Below are 17,749 nucleotides of genomic sequence, written 5' to 3' on the forward strand. Positions count from 1 at the left end.
ACGAGGACAGGACGATGTTGATCACCAAACCCGCCACGACGATGCGCGGCCTCCGACTCGGGGCCGCATTGCTCGGTCTTGCCGCGACGCTGGGCGGTTGCACCCATACCAGCGAGGAAGTCGCCGCGAGCATTCCGAACGACTATCGGCAGCGTCATCCGATCGCGATTCGGGAGGCCGACCAAACCGTCGTGATCTTCGTCGGCAACGCCCGCGGCGGCCTCAACGCCGCGCAACGCGCCGACGTCACCTCGCTGGCGCAGAGCTGGCTGCGCGAAGGCACCGGCGCGATTGTTGCCGAGATCCCCGCCCAGACCCCCAACGCCCGCGCAGCCGCGGATTCCTTCCGGGAAATCCAGGCGCTGATGGCCGCCAACGGCGTGCCGCCGCGCGCCATCACGGTGCGGAACTATCATCCCGCGAGCGAGCGGCAGTTCGCCGCCATCCGGTTGATCTATCCCAAGATCGCCGCAGTCGCCGGCCCCTGCGGGACCTGGCCGGAAGATCTCGGGCCCTCGATCAAGAACAAGGGATATTTCGAGAACAAGCCGTACTGGAATTTCGGTTGCGCGAACCAGCGCAACCTAGCGGCGATGGTCGACAACCCGACCGATCTGGTGCAGCCGCGTCCCGAGACGCCGGCCTACACCGCGCGCCGCTCGACCAACTTCGAAACCTACCGGACCGCCAAGCCCGACACTAGCAAGTCCACCGCAATCAGCGAAGTTGGAAAATGATCAGCTACGCACGCCAAAATCAGGACGAACCGGCAGCCTCGGCAGCGACCGAGGACGATCATATCGCGCCGGCGCCGCGCGTGTCGGTCCAGGCATTTTGCGAGAGCGTGGAGACCGCCGCCGCGGTGCAGTCCGCGGGCGAAGACCGCCGCCTCGGCAAGGCCCATCTGAAGATCCAGATGGGCGGCATGGCGGCTGCGGTCGAGGCCTATCGGGCGGCTCCGACGCCGAACGTGATCATTCTGGAAACCGATCCACGCACCGACATCCTGGTTGGGTTGGATCAGCTGGCGACGGTCTGCGATCCCGGCACCCGCGTCGTCGTGATCGGCAAAGTCAACGACGTCACGCTTTACCGCGAGCTGGTTCGCCGCGGCGTCAGCGATTACGTGATCGCGCCGATCACCCCACTCGATGTCGTGCGCTCGATCTGCGGGCTGTTCTCGGCGCCCGAGGCCAAGGCCGTCGGCCGTATCATCGCCATCGTCGGCGCCAAGGGCGGCGTCGGTGCTTCGACCATCGCCCACAATGTGGCGTGGGCTATCGCGCGCGACCTGGCGCTGGATTCTGTCGTCGCCGATCTCGATCTCGCCTTCGGCACAGCGGGCCTCGACTACAATCAGGATCCGCCGCAGGGCATCGCCGACGCGGTGTTCTCGCCGGATCGCGTCGACACCGCATTCATTGACCGCCTGTTGTCGAAATGCACTGATCATCTCAGCTTACTGGCTGCGCCGGCGACGCTGGATCGGGTCTACGATTTCGGCGCCGAAGCCTTCGATTCGATCTTCGACACGCTGCGCACCACGATGCCCTGCATCGTGCTCGACGTTCCGCACCAATGGTCGGGATGGACCAAGCGCGCGCTGATCGGCGCCGACGATATCCTGATCGTGGCGGCGCCCGATCTCGCCAATCTGCGCAATACCAAGAACCTGTTCGATCTGTTGAAGGCGGCGCGGCCGAACGATCGCGCCCCGCTGTATTGCCTCAACCAGGTCGGCGTTCCAAAGCGGCCGGAAATCAACGCCGGCGAATTTGCCAAGGCGATCGAATGTCCGCCGATCGTCAGCATCCCATTCGAACCGCAGATGTTCGGCCTGGCCGCCAACAACGGCCAAATGATCGCCGAAATCGCGGCCAGCCACCGCACCACCGAACTGTTCCTGCAAATCGCGCAACGGCTGACCGGCCGCGGCGAGACCAAGAAGCCGAAAAGTTCGTTGCTGTCGCCGTTGTTGAAGAGATTGCGGGCCGGCTAAGTCCCGGTTGGAGTATCGACGTGTTTGGTAAGCGTAGCGGATCAGATAACGAGGTCCGAGGCCTCAAGCCCGGAGCCGGAGCGCTGGAATCGTCCTCCAGCGCTGCCGCGATCTCGCGCCCGACCGCAGACGCGCCGCCCGTGAGCGTCGCCTCGCCCCCGCTGGCGCCGACGCGATCGACACCGGCGGCGGCGGTGGCCGACGCGCGACGGTCCGACACTTATTACCAGGTCAAGGCGACGATCTTCGGTGCGCTGATCGAGGCGATCGACCTGGCGCAGCTCGCCAAGCTCGATGGCGAATCGGCGCGCGAGGAAATCCGCGACATCGTCAACGAAATCATCGCCATCAAGAACATCGTGATGTCGATCGCCGAGCAGGAAGAGCTGCTCGATGACATCTGCAACGACGTTCTGGGTTACGGGCCGCTGGAGCCGCTGCTGTCACGCGACGACATCTCCGACATCATGGTCAACGGCGCCGGTACGGTATTCATCGAAGTCGCCGGCCGGATTCAACGCACCGGAATTCGCTTTCGCGACAATCAGCAGCTGCTGAACATATGCCAGCGCATCGTCAGCCAGGTCGGCCGCCGGGTCGATGAATCCTCGCCAATCTGCGACGCCCGGCTCGCCGACGGCAGCCGCGTCAACGCCATCGTGCCGCCGCTGGCGATCGATGGGCCCGCGCTCACCATCCGCAAATTCAAGAAGGACAAGCTGACGCTCGACCAGCTCGTCAAGTTCGGCGCGATCACGCCGGAAGGCGCGCAGATCCTGCAGATCATCGGACGCTGCCGCGCCAACGTGCTGATCTCCGGCGGCACCGGCTCGGGCAAGACCACGTTGCTGAACTGCCTGACCAACTATATCGACGACGACGAGCGCATCATCACCTGCGAAGACGCCGCCGAACTGCAATTGCAGCAGCCGCACGTGGTTCGACTGGAAACCCGGCCTCCGAATATCGAGGGCGAAGGCCAGGTCACGATGCGCGAACTGGTGCGCAACTGCCTGCGTATGCGTCCGGAGCGGATCATCGTCGGCGAAGTCCGCGGACCGGAAGCGTTCGACCTGTTGCAGGCGATGAACACCGGCCATGACGGGTCGATGGGCACGTTGCACGCCAACAATCCGCGCGAGGCGCTGTCACGCTGCGAATCGATGATCACGATGGGTGGTTTTTCGCTGCCGTCGCGCACCATCCGCGAAATGATCTGTGCCTCGATCGACGTGGTGATCCAGGCCGCCCGCCTGCGCGACGGTTCGCGCCGGATCACCCACATCACCGAGGTGATGGGCATGGAAGGCGACACCATTATTACCCAGGATCTGTTCATCTACGACATGATCGGCGAAGACCAGAACGGCAACATCATCGGCCGGCATCGCTCCACCGGCATCGGCCGGCCACGATTTTGGGATCGCGCGCGCTATTACGGCGAGGAGAAGCGGTTGGCCGCAGCGTTGGACGCCGCCGAAGTCGCGACCGAGGTCTAGGGAGCGATCGGATGCAGACGAATTTGCAGTTGCTCTCGCTCGGTTTTCTTGCGGCCACGGCCGTCGGTGGCGTGGCCTGGGTGTTTCTCTATCCATCGATGTCCGGCGAAAGGAAGTCCGAACAACGCCGCGCGTCGATCGCCAGGCCAGAGCCGGCGGCGCGTCAAGTCGACAAGTCGCAACGCTCGCGCCGCGAGCAGGTCGAGGGCACGCTGAAGGAAGTCGAGGCGCGACATCAGAAGCAGAAGAACGTCGCGTTGAGCGTCCGGCTTGCGCAGGCCGGCCTGAACTGGACGACCAAGAAGTTCATGATCGTCTCCGGCGCGCTCGGCGCCGTGTTCTTCGCGGCCGGGCTTGTTTTCGGCGGCGGCCTGATCGCCGCCCTCGGCCTGGCCTTTGCAGCTGGCTTCGGTCTGCCCCGCTGGGCTCTGAGCTTCTTGAAAAAACGCAGGGAAAAGCAATTTCTGAAGGCGCTGCCCGACGCCGTGGACGTCATCGTTCGCGGCATCAAGGCCGGATTGCCGCTGTTCGAATCGCTGAAGGTGGTCGCCGCGGATGCGCCGGAGCCGCTGAAGAGCGAGTTCAACGCGATTATCGAAACCCAGGCGATCGGCATTCCGCTCGGCGACGCCTGCGTGCGGCTATACGACCGCATGCCGGTGCCGGAAGCCAACTTTTTCGGCATCGTGATCGCCATTCAGCAGAAGTCCGGCGGCAATCTGTCGGAGGCCCTGGGCAATCTGTCCAAGGTGCTGCGCGATCGCAAAAAGATGGCGGAGAAGATCCAGGCTATGTCGATGGAAGCAAAGGCATCCGCCGGCATCATCGGATCGCTGCCGCCGATCGTGATGCTGCTAATTTACCTGTCGACCCCCGATTACATCTCGTTGCTGTGGACTCATCCGACCGGCCAGCTGATGTTGGCCGGCTGCGTGCTGTGGATGTCCGCCGGCATCTTCGTGATGAAGAAGATGATCAACTTCGACTTCTGATGGTGCTGCATGATTGATTTCCTGGTCGACAAGCTCCACGACGCGCATTTCATGACCATGCTGCTGGCGGCGATCGCTGTCAGTGCGACCGCCTACACTCTGATCACGCCATTCTTCGCTGGAGAAACCCTGGCCAAGCGCATGAAATCGGTCGCGAGCGAGCGCGAACGGCTGCGCCAGCGCGAACGCGAACGGCTCTCCAAGACCGAGAGAGTGTCGCTGCGCCAAGCCCCGAAGCAGATCGTCTCGCGGGTGGTGGAAGGCTTTAACCTCGGCAAGTGGGTCGCCCAGGAAGCCGCGCGCGATAAGCTGGTCATGGCCGGCTATCGCGGCCAGGCACCCTACATCACGTTCCTGTTCTTTCGCTTGGTCACGCCGATCCTGTTCGGCATCGGCGCGGTGATCTATGTGTTCGTGATCTCGCATATGCAGCAGTCGACGCCGATCAAGATCGGCATTTGCATCGCGGCGGTGTACCTCGGCATGCAGGCGCCGATGCTGTTTCTGCGGAACGCCATCACCAAGCGCCAGCTCTCGATCAAACGGGCGTTTCCGGATGCGCTCGACCTGCTGCTGATCTGCGTCGAGTCCGGCATGTCGATCGAAGCGGCCTTCCGCAAGGTCAGCGTCGAGATCGGATCGCAATCGATCCCGCTCGCCGAGGAGTTCACCCTGACCACGGCAGAGCTGTCCTATCTTCCGGATCGCAAGGTCGCCTACGAGAACCTGGCGAAGCGCACCGGCCTCGAGGGCGTGAAGTCGGTATGTCTGGCCCTGCAGCAATCGGAACGCTACGGTACTCCGCTGGGGCACAGCCTGCGGGTAATGGCGCAGGAGAACCGCGATATGCGCATGAACGAAGCCGAGAAGAAGGCGGCGGCGCTGCCGCCGAAGCTCACCGTACCGATGATCTTGTTCTTCCTGCCAGTGCTGTTCGTGGTTATTCTTGGACCCACCGGAATCAAGGTCGCGGCGATGCAGTAACCGGCGCCGTCGTCGCACGCGCCGCGCATGATATCTGGCCGGAAATTTTCATCAGGAGTGACTGGCGGCCGGTCTGCCGCGAGCACCGATACCAGGGCCGTCCTTACGGTTCAGCATCTGCTTCAGATAGGCGACATTGGCGGCCGCCTCGGCCGCCGGCAGATCGGCGCTGACGATGGTTTCGGCCTCGGCGAAGCGGCCTTGCAGGCCGACCACCAGCGCCAGATTCTGGCGCACCCGCGCATCGGCCTTGCCGCTGTCATAGGCCTGGCGCAGCGCCTCCTCGGCCTTCGGCAATTCCTTGGTCAGAACATAGGACATCCCGAGGTTCGACAGCACCGAGGGCTCTCCCGGCGCCATCTTCAGCGCGCTCGCATAATATCGCCGGGCTTCCTCGCTGCGTCCCAATTGATCGAGCGCAGTGCCCTGCACCGACAGAATTCGCCAGTCCGGATTTTGGGGGGTGTGGGCGTGCGACAGCGTATCGAAGGCGAGCTGGAAATTGCCGTTGTCCGCCAGTGCACGGCCATACGCGGCCTGCAGGGTCTTGTTGCTCGGATTGGCAATCGTCGCCTGTTCGAGCACCGCCACCGCCTGAGCCCGCTGCCCAGTGGCGCGCAGCGCCTGGCCATAGCGCAGCGCCGCATCGGCATCCTTGGGATTGGCGCGGTAGCGCTGACCGTCGATCTCCACCGCCCGCTGCGGGTCGACGTCGGGGCTTGCCTCGCCCCTGGCGCCAAGCGAACCTGTGATGTCGGGCATCCCCGCGGTCTGGCAGCCGGCCAATCCCACGGCCAAGCTCGCGGTCAGGGCCGCGGAGCCGAGAAACCGGGCAAGACAACGCTGCTGACGCATGGCACCTTAACTCGCAAGGGCGGATCGACCGGACGAAAGACCCTTTAGCAATGGACCGTTAACCCTAATGTCTGGTTAATCGGCGTTCGCTCGCCGGCCTACAGCGCCACCACTCGAAAGACCCCGCCGAAATGCAGTCCATCTTTGCCGCCGCATCGGACCAAACCGCCATCCCGATTACCCTTGTCACCAAAGCGACCTGGGACGCGGCCTCAGCCGCGCTTCCGGAACCCGCACAGCGCTTTGCCAAAGCCAACGGCTACACCGCCAAGCCCGGCCAGTTCCTCGCCTTGCCATCCCCCGCAGGCGACATCGCCGCCGTGCTGTTCGGTCTGGATGACCCCGCGGCCAAATCGCACGATCCTTTTCGGGCCGGACAACTGCCGGGCCTGCTGCCACCGGGGCTGTATCGCTTCGCCGATGCGCCGCACGACATCCGGCTGGCGGCGCTGGCTTTCGCGCTCGGCAGCTACAAGTTCGGACGCTATCGCAAGACCGATGCGCCAACCGCCAGGCTGGTCGCGCCGGAGGGCGTCGACGTCGCCGCGATCGAACGGATCGCGGAAGCTGCGATGCTGGCACGCGATCTGATCAACACCCCGTCCAACGACATGGGGCCGGCGGAACTGGCCGACGCCGCGCAGCAATTGGCGCATCGCTTTGGCGCCGCGTTCAATTGCACCGTCGGCGATGATCTCACACGGCAGAACTTCCCGCTCATCCATGCGGTCGGCATGGCGTCGGCGCGCGCACCACGGCTGATAGATTTCGCTTGGGGCGATCCGGCGCATCCAAAAGTAACGCTGGTCGGCAAGGGCGTCTGTTTCGACACCGGCGGTCTCGACCTCAAGCCATCCAGCGGCATGCTGATCATGAAGAAAGACATGGGCGGCGCCGCCAACGTGCTGGCGCTGGCGTCGATGGTGATGGATGCGAAGCTGAAAGTCCGGCTGCGCGTGTTGATCCCGGCGGTCGAGAACGCGGTCGCCGGCAATGCGATGCGACCGCTGGATATCTTCGCCTCGCGCAAGGGGCCGACGGTCGAGATCGGCAATACCGACGCCGAGGGGCGTCTGGTGCTGGCCGACGCGCTGGCCTATGCGGACGAAGAGGCGCCGGACCTGCTGATCGATCTCGGCACCCTGACCGGCGCCGCGCGGGTGGCGCTCGGTCCCGATTTGCCGCCTTACTACACCGACGATGAGACACTGGCGCTGGACCTCGCCCGCTGCGCCAGGGCCGAAAATGATCCGCTGTGGCGGCTGCCGCTGTGGGCCCCCTATGATGCGTGGCTGGATTCGAAAGTCGCAACCATCAACAACGCGCCCTCCGGCGGTTTCGCCGGCTCGATCACCTGCGCGCTATTCCTGCAGCGCTTCGTCGAGCGGGCGAAGAGCTGGCTGCACGTCGATATCTATGGTTGGACGCCGACGGCCAAGCCGGGCCGTCCCGAAGGCGGCGAATGCCAGGCCGCGCGCGCGATCTACGCCTTGCTGAGCGAACGCTATGGATGACCGGCGGCTGACGCCGGCGCGGCCCGACCTCGCGGCGAAATATCTCGAGGGCAAGGTCGCGGCGACACGCTTCGTCAGCGGCGAGGAGTTCGAGGTGTTCGACGGTATCGCGCCGCTGCGCCGCGAGCCGTTTTCCGGGGCGATGCTGGACACCCAGGCGTTGCACGGCGAACGCGTCACGGTCTACGACCGCAACGATGAGGGCTGGGCCTGGGGCCAGCTCGTCAGCGACGGTTATGTCGGGTGGCTGCCCGACATCGCGCTCTACAAGCCCGGCGCGGAGCCGACCCACAAGGTCACGGCGTTGCGGACCTTCGCGTTTCCCGGGCCGTCGATCAAACTGCCGCCCGCCGATACACTCCCGCTCGGCGCAAGGATCGCTGTCGTCCGCGACGACGGCGTCTTCGCCATCACCGCCAACGGCCAGTACATCCCAAGCCGGCATGTCGGCGAACTGGATAGCTTCGAGAATGATTTCGTTGCCGTCGCGGAACGGTTTGTCGGCACGCCCTATCTGTGGGGCGGCAAGACCAGTCTCGGCATCGATTGCTCGGGACTGGTGCAGATCGCGCTGAACGCCAGCGGCACCGGTTGTCCGCGCGACAGCGATATGCAGGAGGGCGCGCTGGGACGTGCGCTGCCGGTGTCGGAGCTATCCACTCTGCGACGCGGCGACCTGATGTTTTGGAAGGGCCATGTCGCGATCGTTCGCGACGCCGTTACGATCGTCCACGCCAACGCCCATCATATGGCCACCGCAATCGAACACACCGCCGCTGCAATCGCGCGGATCAAGGCGGCAGGCAGCGACGTCACCAGCATCAAACGGCTCGATTGAGATAGTCCCGCAGCCGACCGCGATGGAGCGCCAGCCATTGCAGCGCGCTGACCAGCAGCGCGTTCAGGACCTCACCGCGATCCAGCGCGGCCAGCGCCTGGTCGATCGAGACCACAAACGGGTGGGTGTCCTCGTCTTCATCGGCGACACCACCGCGCGACGGAATCTCCGCGCAATCGATGAAGCCGGCGAAGAACGTCACATATTCGTCGGTGAATCCCGGCGTCGCCAGCACGCTGAACAACTCCACCAGCCGTTGCGGCGCCACGCCGATTTCCTCGAGGCATTCGCGCCGCGCCGCAGCATCCGGCGTCTCGCCCGGCTCGATCCGCCCGGCCACGATCTCCACCATGTCGCCGCGCCCGGTCGCGAGATGCGCCGGCAGCCGGAACTGGCGTATCAGGGCCACCTGATCGCGCCCCAGATCGATCGCCAGCACCGCGGCAACGCGGCTGGCACGCAGCACGTCGCGCCGCTGCAGCAATGGCGGCTCGCCGTCACGCTGCAGCGAGACTTCATAGCGCTCATAGGCCATGAAACCTTGTCCGATCAGCATGGGGGCCGAGATCGTGACATCCGCCTTGCCGTCCGCGAGCATGTTGATGCTGTCGTCGCCGTCGCTCATCTCTGTTCCTATTGAGCAGCGCCGCCGCCCGGCGCGATCTCGAGCCGGAACGCGGCGGCGAACAGCGCCCGCGTATAATCGGTCTTGGGGTGCGCGAACAACTCCGACGCCGGCCCCTCCTCAACTACCTTACCCTGCCGCATGACAATCAGATGACTGGCGAGCGAGGCCACCACGCGCAAATCGTGCGAGATGAACATGTAAGTGAGGTCACGCTTGCGCTGCAATTCGCGCAGCAGATCGACCATCTGTGCCTGAAACAACATGTCGAGCGCGCTGGTCGGTTCATCCAGAACCACGAAATTCGGCTCCAGCACGGCGGCGCGCGCGATGCTGATGCGCTGACGCTGGCCGCCCGAGAATTCATGTGGATAGCGAAACCGAGTCACCGGATCGAGGCCGACGTCAGTCAGAGCCTTGATCACGCGGGCTTCGCGCTCGTTTTCAGACAGCCCGGGCTGATGCACGCTGAGGCCCTCGGCAACGATGTCGCCGACCGACATCCGCGGGCTGAGCGCGCCGAACGGATCCTGAAACACGATCTGCATGTCGCGGCGGAACGGCCGCATCTCCTTGAATTTCAGGCCCTGGATATTCTTGCTGAGAAACACGATAGGGCCATCGGAGGAAATCAGCCGCAGCAGCGCCAGCCCGAGCGTGGTCTTCCCCGAGCCGGATTCGCCGACCACGCCGAGCGTCTCGCCCTTGCGCACCGACAGGGTGACACCATCGACCGCCTTGATGTGGCCGACGGTCTTGCGCAGAAAGCCGCGCTTGATTGGAAACCAGACTTTCAGATCGTCGGTCGACATCACCACCGGCGCGTCCGGCCGCGGCGGCGCCGGGTCCGGCTTCGGCTCGGCGGCGAGCAACGCGCGGGTGTAGGGATGTTTCGGCGCGGTAAAGACCTGCTCGACCGGGCCTTGCTCGACGATCTTGCCGCCGTTCATCACGCAGACCACATCGGCGATGCGCCGGACGATGCCGAGATCGTGGGTGATGAACAGCAGGCTCATGCCGAGCCGCGCGCGGATCTCCGCCAGAAGCGTCAGGATCTGGGCCTGCACAGTGACGTCGAGCGCGGTGGTCGGCTCGTCGGCAATCAGCAAATCGGGCTCGTTGGCGAGCGCCATCGCGATCATCACCCGCTGCCGCTGTCCGCCCGACAATTGGTGCGGATAACTCGCAAGCCTGGTTTCGGGCTCGGGAATCCCGACCTGGGTCAGCAGCTGCAGCGTCCGCTCCCGCGCCTTGATGCCGCGAACCCCGCCATGGAGCTGCAGGATCTCGGCGATTTGCGCCTCGATCGTGTGCAACGGATTGAGCGATGTCATCGGCTCCTGGAAGATGATCGAAATCTCATTGCCACGGATCGAACGAATCTGCTGCTCCGGCATGGTGAGCAGCTCACGGCCCTTGAAGTGGATGCTGCCGGAAGGGTGCGACGCGGTCGGATAAGGCAGCAGTTTCAGAATCGACAGCGCGCTGACCGATTTGCCGGACCCTGACTCGCCGACCAGCGCCACGCATTCGCCGCGCCTGATCTCAAATGAAATGTGGTCGACCGCGACCGACGTGCCGCTCGGCTGGTGAAACGCCACCGACAGGTCGCGGACATCGAGCAAGGGCTGGTTGATGGCGTCCATCAGGAGAGCTCGCTGATCAGGCGGGAGACGTTCTCCGGGCTCGCATCGACAAATGACATTCCGTCCGGCAGCTTCATTCGAATATCGGAAGAGAGCACTCTGCCGCAACCGTCTCGAAACGCCGTGACGACATGAATAGAGTCGGCCAACTTCGGCATTCCGGCAATTCGACGATAGCTGGCCGTCTCAATCAGGATTTCTCGACTGACGGGACGCAGTTCGAAAATGCCGCTCCAAACGATCAAATTCAAATAGTAACGTCTTTGATTAGCGTCGGCCTTCGGAAGTACTTCGGCAAGCGTCAATTCGCTGGTCACGGCAATCCCGGTCTTAACTCGCAGCAGACCAAAAAGCTGCTCAAGGGGTCCAGCAATCTCTTCGCTACCCTCGCCAGCGTAGATAAATACGTTGGAATCGAGATAGAGGCGGAATGCACTGAGCTCAGTCATTCCCATTCGTCTCGCTGGCGTCGCCACTCCGCGTCAATTTCCTCCTTGGTGCGGAAAGGAGGCCGCCGCATTGCAAAAATCTCTTCCAGTGTCGGCCGCGCCTTAGGCGCGCCTTCCACCTCCTCGATTGTCACCGTCACAACCGACGCCTCCAAACCCTCGCGCAAATCTTCAGGAAGACTTGAAACCGGATAGTTTTCCTTCACGATCCTGTTCATCAGCGACCTCCTTCCACCCGACAACCTACCACATTCTCACCTGAACGTCTTGCGCGGATCGAACGCGTCGCGGACGCCCTCACCGATGAAGATCAATAGCGACAGCATGATCGCCACAGCGAAGAAACCGGTGAAGCCGAGCCACGGCGCCTGGACGTTGGCCTTGCCCTGCGACAGCAATTCGCCGAGCGACGGCGAGCCCGGCGGCAGGCCGAAGCCAAGGAAGTCCAGCGCGGTCAGCGTCATCACCGAGGACGAGACGATGAACGGCAGGAAGGTCATGGTCGCCACCATCGCATTCGGCAGCAGATGCCGGATCATGATCTTGGCGTTCGACACGCCGAGCGCGCGCGCGGCCATGATGTATTCGAAATTGCGCCCGCGCAGGAATTCGGCGCGCACCAGGCCGACCAGCGACACCCAGGAGAACAGCAGCAGGATTCCCAGCAGCACGAAGAATCCGGGCACCAGCACAGAGGACAGGATCAGCAACAGATACAGCGACGGAATCGCGCTCCAGACTTCGATGAAGCGCTGGAACAGCAGATCGATCCAGCCGCCGAAATAACCCTGTACGCCCCCCGCAGCGATGCCGATCACCGACGAGATGATGGTGAGCGCCAGCCCGAACAGCACCGAGATCCGGAACCCGTAGATCAGCCTCGCTACCACGTCGCGGCCCTGATCGTCGGTGCCAAGCCAATTGTATTCGAGATCGCGGCAGCTCTTCAGCCCCTTCTTCTCCACCACCGGCTTGCATTGTTCTTCGGTCAGCATCCAGGTTGGCTTCGACGGCGCCGGGGTCGGCAAATCGAGATTATGGGTATCGTAGGAATAGCGCACCAGCGGCCACAGGATCGTGCCGCCCTTCTCGGCGATCAGCTTCTGCAGAAACGGATCGCGATAGTCCGCAGCGGTCTCGAAATCGCCGCCGAACGTGGTCTCCGAATAGCTGACGAAGGCCGGAAAATAGGCGCGGCCATCGAACTTGATGAAGAACGGCCGATCATTGGCGATCAGCTCGGCGAACAACGAAACGAAGAACAGCAGTAGAAAGATCCAGAACGACCAGTAGCCGCGACGGTTCGACTTGAAGTTGAGCCAGCGCCGGCGATTGAGCGGCGACGGACTGAACCAGTGGCGGGTCGACGGCACCGCCTCGCCAAGCGGCGCGGTCGCGGTGGCCTCGATCGGTTCGCGCGCGGTGATCGTCATCAGACTTCCCGCGCCTCGAAATCGATCCGCGGATCGATCCACATATAGGCGATATCGGAGATCAAATTGACCACGAGACCGACCAGCGAAAAGATGAACAGCGTACCGAACACCACCGGATAGTCGCGATTCAGCACGCTCTCGAAACCCAGCAGCCCGAGCCCGTCGAGCGAGAAGATGGTCTCGATCAACAGCGAGCCCGAGAAGAAGGCATGGATGAAGGCGCCGGGGAAGCCGGCGATCACGATCAGCATCGCGTTGCGGAAGATGTGGTTGTACAGCACCTGGGTCTCGCTGCAGCCCTTGGCGCGCGCGGTCATTACATATTGCTTGCGGATCTCGTCAAGAAACGAATTCTTGGTCAGCAGCGTCATGGTGGCGAAGGCGCCGAGCACCATCGAGATCAGCGGCAGCGTGATGTGCCAGAAATAATCGATGATCTTCCAGTACCATGGAAATTGACTCCAGCCGTCGGAGGTCAGCCCGCGCAGCGGGAAGATGCTCCAGAACGAGCCGCCGGCGAACAGGATGATCAGCAGGATCGCGAACAGGAAGCCCGGAATCGCGAAGCCGACGATGATCACCGCCGAGGTCCAGGTATCGAATTTCGAGCCGTCTTTCACCGCCTTGCGGATGCCGAGCGGGATCGAAATCAGATAGGTCAGCAGTGTCATCCAGATCCCGAGCGACATCGAGACCGGCAGCTTCTCCTTGACCAGTTGCAGCACGCTGACGTCGCGAAAATAGCTCTTGCCGAAATCGAACCGCGCAAAATTCCACAGCATCAGCGCGAAGCGCTCCGGCGCCGGCTTGTCGAAGCCGAACTGCTTCTCGAGGCTCTTGACGAATTCCGGATCGAGCCCCTGCGCGCCGCGGTATTTCGAATTCACCGCGTCGGACGCGGCGCCGACTTGATTGCGGGCGCCAAAATCTCCTCCTGACGAGCCCGAGACCCGCGACGCTGCGCCGGTATCCGCACCCGAGAGTTGCGCGATCACCCGCTCGACGGGACCGCCCGGCGCGAACTGCACCACGACGAACGACACGAACAGGATTCCCAGCAACGTGGGAAACATCAGCAGGATGCGGCGGGCGATATAAGCGCTCATGAGCTATTTCGCCTCGCCAGTGGCCGGCTTCGCGGTCGACCACCACAGATCCGGGACCCCGACGCCGATATATTTCGGCAGGTTCGGCGGGTGGCCGAACACGTCCCAATAGGCCAACCGGTGTGAATTAGCGTACCATTGCGGCACCCAGTAGCGCCCGGCGCGGATGATGCGATCAAGCGCGCGCGCCGCGACCACCAGTTTCGCGCGGGTATCGGCAGCGATCACCAGATCCATCATCGCGTCGATCGCCGGATCGGAAATCCCGGCCAGATTGTTCGAGCCTTTGGTGACGGCAGACCGAATCGAGAAGAACGAGCGCAGCGAATCGCCCGGCACGGTCGAAAAGCTGAATCGCTCGATGGTGATGTCGAAATCGAAATCGTCGCGGCGCGCGCGGAATTGCACCGGATCGACCAGCCGTAGCGTCGCCTCGATCCCGAGCGTGCCGAGATTCTTGATATAGGGCATGTGATGTGGCTGAAAGGTCGGCTCGTCGAGCAGGAATTCGATCTTGAATGGCTCGCCCTGCGGCGTCAGCCGCTTGCCGTCCCTGATCACGCAACCGGCCTCGTTCAACAGTTGCACCGCCTTCTTCAACAGCGCGCGATCCTGCCCGGAGCCGTCCGAGGTCGGCGGCACGTAGGGCGCGCCGAACACTTCGTCGGGCACCTTGCCGCGGAACGGTTCCAGCAAGGCGAGTTCGTCAGGCGACGGCAGACCGTTCGCCATCATGTCGGAATTCTGGAACGGCGACACCGTGCGCACATAGGCGCCGTACATGATGCTCTTGTTGGTCCATTCGAAATCGAACGCGTAGCCCAGCGCCTCGCGCACCCGCGGGTCCTTGAATTTGTCGCGCCGGGTGTTGAGAAACCAGCCCTGCGCTCCCGACGGCGTTTCATCCGGCAGTAGCTCGCGTTTGACCCGGCCGTCGGCCACGGCCGGAAAATCATAGCGGGTATTCCAGGTTCGCGAGGTGAACTCCTCGCGGAACAGATAGTTACGACCGGTAAACCCCTCGAAGGCGACGTCGCGGTCGCGATAGAAATCGTAGCGAATACCATCGAAATTGTAGCTGCCGCGGCTAACCGGCAGCTCGGCGCCCCACCAATCCTTGACGCGGTCGAATTCGATGTAGCGGCCAACCTCAAACTTGCCGACCTTGTAGGGTCCGCTGCCGAGCGGAATCTCCAGCGTCGATTCGTCGAACGGCTGCCTGGCGTAGTAGGCCTGCGAGAAGATCGGCAACCCGGCCACGAACAGCGGCACGTCGCGGCCGCGCTTCGGCGCGAAGGTGACGACCAAGGTGGCGTCGTCGGGCGCTTCCGCTTTCACCATGTCGCGCATCTGCTGGGTGATCAGCGGATGGCCCTTGGTCTTCAGCGCGGTCAACGAGAATGCCGCGTCTCTTGCGGTCAGCTTGCTGCCGTCGTGAAACCGCGCTTCCGGGCGCAGCGCGAAGCGATAGATGAGCCCGTCGGCGGAAGTCGCCACCGATTTGGCGACCAGCCCGTACATCGCATCGGGTTCGTCGCCGGCACGGATCATCAACGGCGCGAAGGTTGCGCCCATGCCCTGGGCGCCATCGCCCTTCAGGATGTAGGCGTTGAGCGAATTGAAGGTCTGGAACGACTGGTTGAAGGCGCGGCCCGACGGGATGGAGCTGAACACCCCGCCTTTCGGCGCGTCGACATTAACGTAGTCGAAATGGTGGAAGTCAGCCGGATATTTCAGATCGCCGAAGGCCGAGATGCCGTGGGCCAGGGTTTCGCCCTCAGCCTCAGCCGCCGCCGCGAGTGACAGCCGTGTCGCCGCCAGCGCGCCGATGCCGAGCCCGAGCACATTGCGGCGGTTGAGCGGCGCCATGCGCAGAAGATTCCTCAAGAGCGTTTGCCGATCTTGGCGGCCTTCTCGGGATCGTACCACCACAGCGACGGCAGTCCGGCGCGGGCGTATTTCGGCAGCGGCTCGGCGTGGCTGAAGCGGTCCCACCGCGCATAGCGCGCGAAGCCGTAGGTGAATTGCGGCACCACGTAGAAATTCCACAGCAGCACGCGGTCGAGCGCCCGCGTCGCCGCGACCAGCTCGTTTCGGTTCTTGGCGAAAATCACCTTTTCGATCAGCGCATCGACCGCCGGATTCTTGACGCCGATGCTGTTGCGCGAGCCCGGTTGATCGGCGGCCTGCGAGCCCCAATATTCCCGCTGCTCGTTGCCGGGCGACAACGATTCGCCCCAGACGTCGGTGATGATATCGAAATCGAACGCCCTGATCCGGTTCTGATATTGCGCGTCGTCGACGATCCTGATCGCGACGGTGACGCCGATCCGCTCCAGCGACGGCTTGTAGAACAGCGCGATTCGTTCCGAGGACGGATCCTGCACCAGGATTTCGACATTGACCGGCTTGCCGGCGGGATCGACCAGCAGGCGATCGCGCACCTCGAATTTGGCCTCCCGCAGCAGCTTCATCGCCTCGCGCAGATTGCCGCGCACCGCCTCGGGGTTGCCGCCGACCGGATTGGCATAGGGGGTGGCGAACAGTTCGGCCGGCACCTTGTCGCGTACGGTGTCGAGGATCGCCAGTTCGTCGCCCTGCGGAATTCCCGACGAGGCGAGTTCGGTGCCTTCGAAGTAGCTGTTGATCCGCTTGTACTGGCCGTAGAACAGCTGCTTGTTCATCTCTTCGAAATCGAACGCGTAGTTGAAGGCGCGGCGCAGCCGGGCATCCTTGAACATATCGCGACGCAGGTTGAGCACGAAGCCCTGCATCCGCCCGGAATCGTTGATCGGGAATTCTTCCTTGACCACGCGCTTCTCGGTCACGGCGGGAAAGTCATAGGCCGTGGCCCATTGCTTGGCCGAGTTCTCGACGATCCAGTCGGCCTGATCGGCCTTGAAGGCTTCCAGCGCGACCGTGTTGTCGCGAAAGAATTCGAATCGCAATTCGTCGAAATTGTTCTGGCCGGTCCGGGTCGGCGTCGCCGCGCCCCAGTAATCCTTGACCCGCTCCAGCGTCACCGACCGGCCGGCGACGAACTCCTTGATGCGATACGGCCCCGAGCCGAGCGGCTTTTCCAGCGTGGTCGCCGAAATGTCGCGCTTGCGGCCCTGATCGTCGCTGCCTTCCCACCAGTGCTTCGGCAGCACCACGAGTTCGCCGACGATGGTCGGCAATTCGCGATTGCCGGGCGCGTCGAAGCTGAAGGTGATCTCACGGTCGCCGGTCTTTTCGGTCTTGATCACGTGACGATAATACGAGGCGTAGCGCGGACTGTATTGCTTCAACGCTTCCAGCGAGAAGATCACGTCCTCCGGCGTCACCGGCTTGCCGTCGTGCCAGCGCGCATCCGCCCGCAGCCGGTACTTCACCCATGAGAAGTCGTCGGGATGAGCGGCGGCTTCCGCCAGCAGGCCATATTCGGTGGCGACTTCGTCCTGCGACTGCGTCATCAGGGTTTCGTAGATCAGCCCGACCGCCGGGGCGATGTTGCCCTTCACGCCGGCCACCGCGAGGTTGAAATTATCGAAGGTGCCGATCGAGATCTGGCGTGCGACCCCGCCGCTCGGCGCATCCGGGTTGACGTAATCGAAGCGCTTGAAGCCGGCGGGATATTTGAGATCGCCGAACAGCGACAGGCCGTGCCGCCAGACCGGTTCGCCGGCGGCACGCGTCGGGGTCGTGGCCGCGATGGAGAAGCCGGACCCAAGTCCCAGCGCCGGGGCGGCTGCCGCCAGGGCGCCGCCTTGAAGGAGATCTCGTCGGGTAATGGCCAAGGTGCTGAATTCCTGTTCGGATCGGAT

General features: G+C 63.4%; 16 protein-coding genes. 7 read left to right on the forward strand and 9 right to left on the reverse strand.

Features of this window, described 5'->3' with window-relative positions; all coding sequences use genetic code 11:
• The first annotated feature begins 14 nt into the window (after nucleotides 1-14).
• The 5 genes from HXX15_RS16355 to HXX15_RS16375 are packed head-to-tail and all read left to right on the forward strand — an operon-like array spanning nucleotide 15 to nucleotide 5,474.
• On the forward strand, nucleotides 15-737 hold the full coding sequence (locus tag HXX15_RS16355) for a CpaD family pilus assembly protein (RefSeq protein WP_296517368.1): 723 nt from the start codon (nucleotides 15-17) through the stop codon (nucleotides 735-737).
• On the forward strand, nucleotides 734-1,999 hold the full coding sequence (locus HXX15_RS16360; protein ID WP_296517370.1) for an AAA family ATPase: 1,266 nt from the start codon (nucleotides 734-736) through the stop codon (nucleotides 1,997-1,999). The genes HXX15_RS16355 and HXX15_RS16360 overlap by 4 nt, the downstream gene beginning before the upstream one ends.
• 20 nt (nucleotides 2,000-2,019) lie before the next feature.
• On the forward strand, nucleotides 2,020-3,498 hold the full coding sequence (locus HXX15_RS16365) for a CpaF family protein (RefSeq protein ID WP_296517373.1): 1,479 nt from the start codon (nucleotides 2,020-2,022) through the stop codon (nucleotides 3,496-3,498).
• 11 nt (nucleotides 3,499-3,509) lie between these two features.
• Nucleotides 3,510-4,490, forward strand: coding sequence for a type II secretion system F family protein (locus HXX15_RS16370; RefSeq protein ID WP_296517376.1), 981 nt, complete (start codon nucleotides 3,510-3,512; stop codon nucleotides 4,488-4,490).
• Between the two features lie 9 nt (nucleotides 4,491-4,499).
• Complete coding sequence (locus HXX15_RS16375) at nucleotides 4,500-5,474, forward strand: type II secretion system F family protein (protein WP_296517377.1); 975 nt, start codon at nucleotides 4,500-4,502, stop codon at nucleotides 5,472-5,474.
• Between the two features lie 51 nt (nucleotides 5,475-5,525).
• On the opposite strand, the gene HXX15_RS16380 is transcribed toward HXX15_RS16375, so the two are convergent.
• Nucleotides 5,526-6,329, reverse strand: a complete 804-nt coding sequence (locus HXX15_RS16380) for a tetratricopeptide repeat protein (protein ID WP_296517378.1) — start codon at nucleotides 6,327-6,329, stop codon at nucleotides 5,526-5,528.
• A gap of 131 nt (nucleotides 6,330-6,460) precedes the next feature.
• On the opposite strand from HXX15_RS16380, the gene HXX15_RS16385 reads away from it, so the two are divergent.
• Nucleotides 6,461-7,843 (forward strand): M17 family metallopeptidase, encoded by a 1,383-nt coding sequence (locus HXX15_RS16385; protein ID WP_296517379.1) that lies wholly within the window; start codon nucleotides 6,461-6,463, stop codon nucleotides 7,841-7,843.
• Nucleotides 7,836-8,681 (forward strand): NlpC/P60 family protein, encoded by an 846-nt coding sequence (locus HXX15_RS16390; RefSeq protein ID WP_296517380.1) that lies wholly within the window; start codon nucleotides 7,836-7,838, stop codon nucleotides 8,679-8,681. The genes HXX15_RS16385 and HXX15_RS16390 overlap by 8 nt, the downstream gene beginning before the upstream one ends.
• Here HXX15_RS16390 and HXX15_RS16395 read toward each other — a convergent pair.
• Genes HXX15_RS16395 through HXX15_RS16430 form a run of 8 tightly spaced genes read right to left on the reverse strand, consistent with a single transcriptional unit; the run spans nucleotide 8,665 to nucleotide 17,722 of the window.
• Complete coding sequence (locus tag HXX15_RS16395; protein ID WP_296517381.1) at nucleotides 8,665-9,306, reverse strand: NUDIX domain-containing protein; 642 nt, start codon at nucleotides 9,304-9,306, stop codon at nucleotides 8,665-8,667. The two genes, HXX15_RS16390 and HXX15_RS16395, sit on opposite strands and share 17 nt — an antisense overlap.
• An 8-nt stretch (nucleotides 9,307-9,314) precedes the next feature.
• Entirely contained in the window at nucleotides 9,315-10,952 is a 1,638-nt protein-coding gene (locus tag HXX15_RS16400; RefSeq protein ID WP_296517382.1) for an ABC transporter ATP-binding protein, read from the reverse strand.
• Nucleotides 10,952-11,401 carry a type II toxin-antitoxin system VapC family toxin gene (locus HXX15_RS16405; protein ID WP_296517383.1) on the reverse strand — a complete coding sequence of 150 codons (450 nt, stop codon included), beginning with the start codon at nucleotides 11,399-11,401 and terminating at the stop codon, nucleotides 10,952-10,954. Before HXX15_RS16405 ends, HXX15_RS16400 begins: the two co-directional genes overlap by 1 nt.
• Complete coding sequence (locus HXX15_RS16410; RefSeq protein WP_296517384.1) at nucleotides 11,398-11,619, reverse strand: hypothetical protein; 222 nt, start codon at nucleotides 11,617-11,619, stop codon at nucleotides 11,398-11,400. The genes HXX15_RS16405 and HXX15_RS16410 overlap by 4 nt, the downstream gene beginning before the upstream one ends.
• A gap of 36 nt (nucleotides 11,620-11,655) precedes the next feature.
• A complete protein-coding gene (locus HXX15_RS16415; RefSeq protein ID WP_296517385.1) occupies nucleotides 11,656-12,834 on the reverse strand; it encodes an ABC transporter permease in 1,179 nt (392 codons plus the stop codon).
• On the reverse strand, nucleotides 12,834-13,943 hold the full coding sequence (locus HXX15_RS16420; RefSeq protein WP_296517386.1) for a microcin C ABC transporter permease YejB: 1,110 nt from the start codon (nucleotides 13,941-13,943) through the stop codon (nucleotides 12,834-12,836). The genes HXX15_RS16415 and HXX15_RS16420 overlap by 1 nt, the downstream gene beginning before the upstream one ends.
• Nucleotides 13,944-13,946: 3 nt before the next feature.
• A complete protein-coding gene (locus tag HXX15_RS16425; protein WP_296517387.1) occupies nucleotides 13,947-15,812 on the reverse strand; it encodes an extracellular solute-binding protein in 1,866 nt (621 codons plus the stop codon).
• 14 nt (nucleotides 15,813-15,826) lie between these two features.
• A complete protein-coding gene (locus HXX15_RS16430) occupies nucleotides 15,827-17,722 on the reverse strand; it encodes an extracellular solute-binding protein (RefSeq protein ID WP_296517388.1) in 1,896 nt (631 codons plus the stop codon).
• Nucleotides 17,723-17,749: the final 27 nt, after the last annotated feature.

Origin of the sequence: Rhodopseudomonas sp., assembly GCF_013377015.1 — a bacterium.
Classification (GTDB): Bacteria; Pseudomonadota; Alphaproteobacteria; order Rhizobiales; family Xanthobacteraceae; genus JARJEH01.

Bases quoted from the DNA above. Each gene is read 5' to 3' on its own strand.
- HXX15_RS16375 (WP_296517377.1), top strand. From the start codon at position 4,500: ATGATTGATTTCCTGGTCGACAAGCTCCACGACGCGCATTTCATGACC.
- HXX15_RS16400 (WP_296517382.1), bottom strand. From the start codon at position 10,952: ATGGACGCCATCAACCAGCCCTTGCTCGATGTCCGCGACCTGTCGGTG.
- HXX15_RS16355 (WP_296517368.1), top strand. From the start codon at position 15: ATGTTGATCACCAAACCCGCCACGACGATGCGCGGCCTCCGACTCGGG.
- HXX15_RS16390 (WP_296517380.1), top strand. From the start codon at position 7,836: ATGGATGACCGGCGGCTGACGCCGGCGCGGCCCGACCTCGCGGCGAAA.
- HXX15_RS16405 (WP_296517383.1), bottom strand. From the start codon at position 11,401: ATGACTGAGCTCAGTGCATTCCGCCTCTATCTCGATTCCAACGTATTT.
- HXX15_RS16420 (WP_296517386.1), bottom strand. From the start codon at position 13,943: ATGAGCGCTTATATCGCCCGCCGCATCCTGCTGATGTTTCCCACGTTG.
- HXX15_RS16415 (WP_296517385.1), bottom strand. From the start codon at position 12,834: ATGACGATCACCGCGCGCGAACCGATCGAGGCCACCGCGACCGCGCCG.
- HXX15_RS16380 (WP_296517378.1), bottom strand. From the start codon at position 6,329: ATGCGTCAGCAGCGTTGTCTTGCCCGGTTTCTCGGCTCCGCGGCCCTG.
- HXX15_RS16370 (WP_296517376.1), top strand. From the start codon at position 3,510: ATGCAGACGAATTTGCAGTTGCTCTCGCTCGGTTTTCTTGCGGCCACG.
- HXX15_RS16425 (WP_296517387.1), bottom strand. From the start codon at position 15,812: ATGGCGCCGCTCAACCGCCGCAATGTGCTCGGGCTCGGCATCGGCGCG.
- HXX15_RS16385 (WP_296517379.1), top strand. From the start codon at position 6,461: ATGCAGTCCATCTTTGCCGCCGCATCGGACCAAACCGCCATCCCGATT.
- HXX15_RS16360 (WP_296517370.1), top strand. From the start codon at position 734: ATGATCAGCTACGCACGCCAAAATCAGGACGAACCGGCAGCCTCGGCA.
- HXX15_RS16410 (WP_296517384.1), bottom strand. From the start codon at position 11,619: ATGAACAGGATCGTGAAGGAAAACTATCCGGTTTCAAGTCTTCCTGAA.
- HXX15_RS16395 (WP_296517381.1), bottom strand. From the start codon at position 9,306: ATGAGCGACGGCGACGACAGCATCAACATGCTCGCGGACGGCAAGGCG.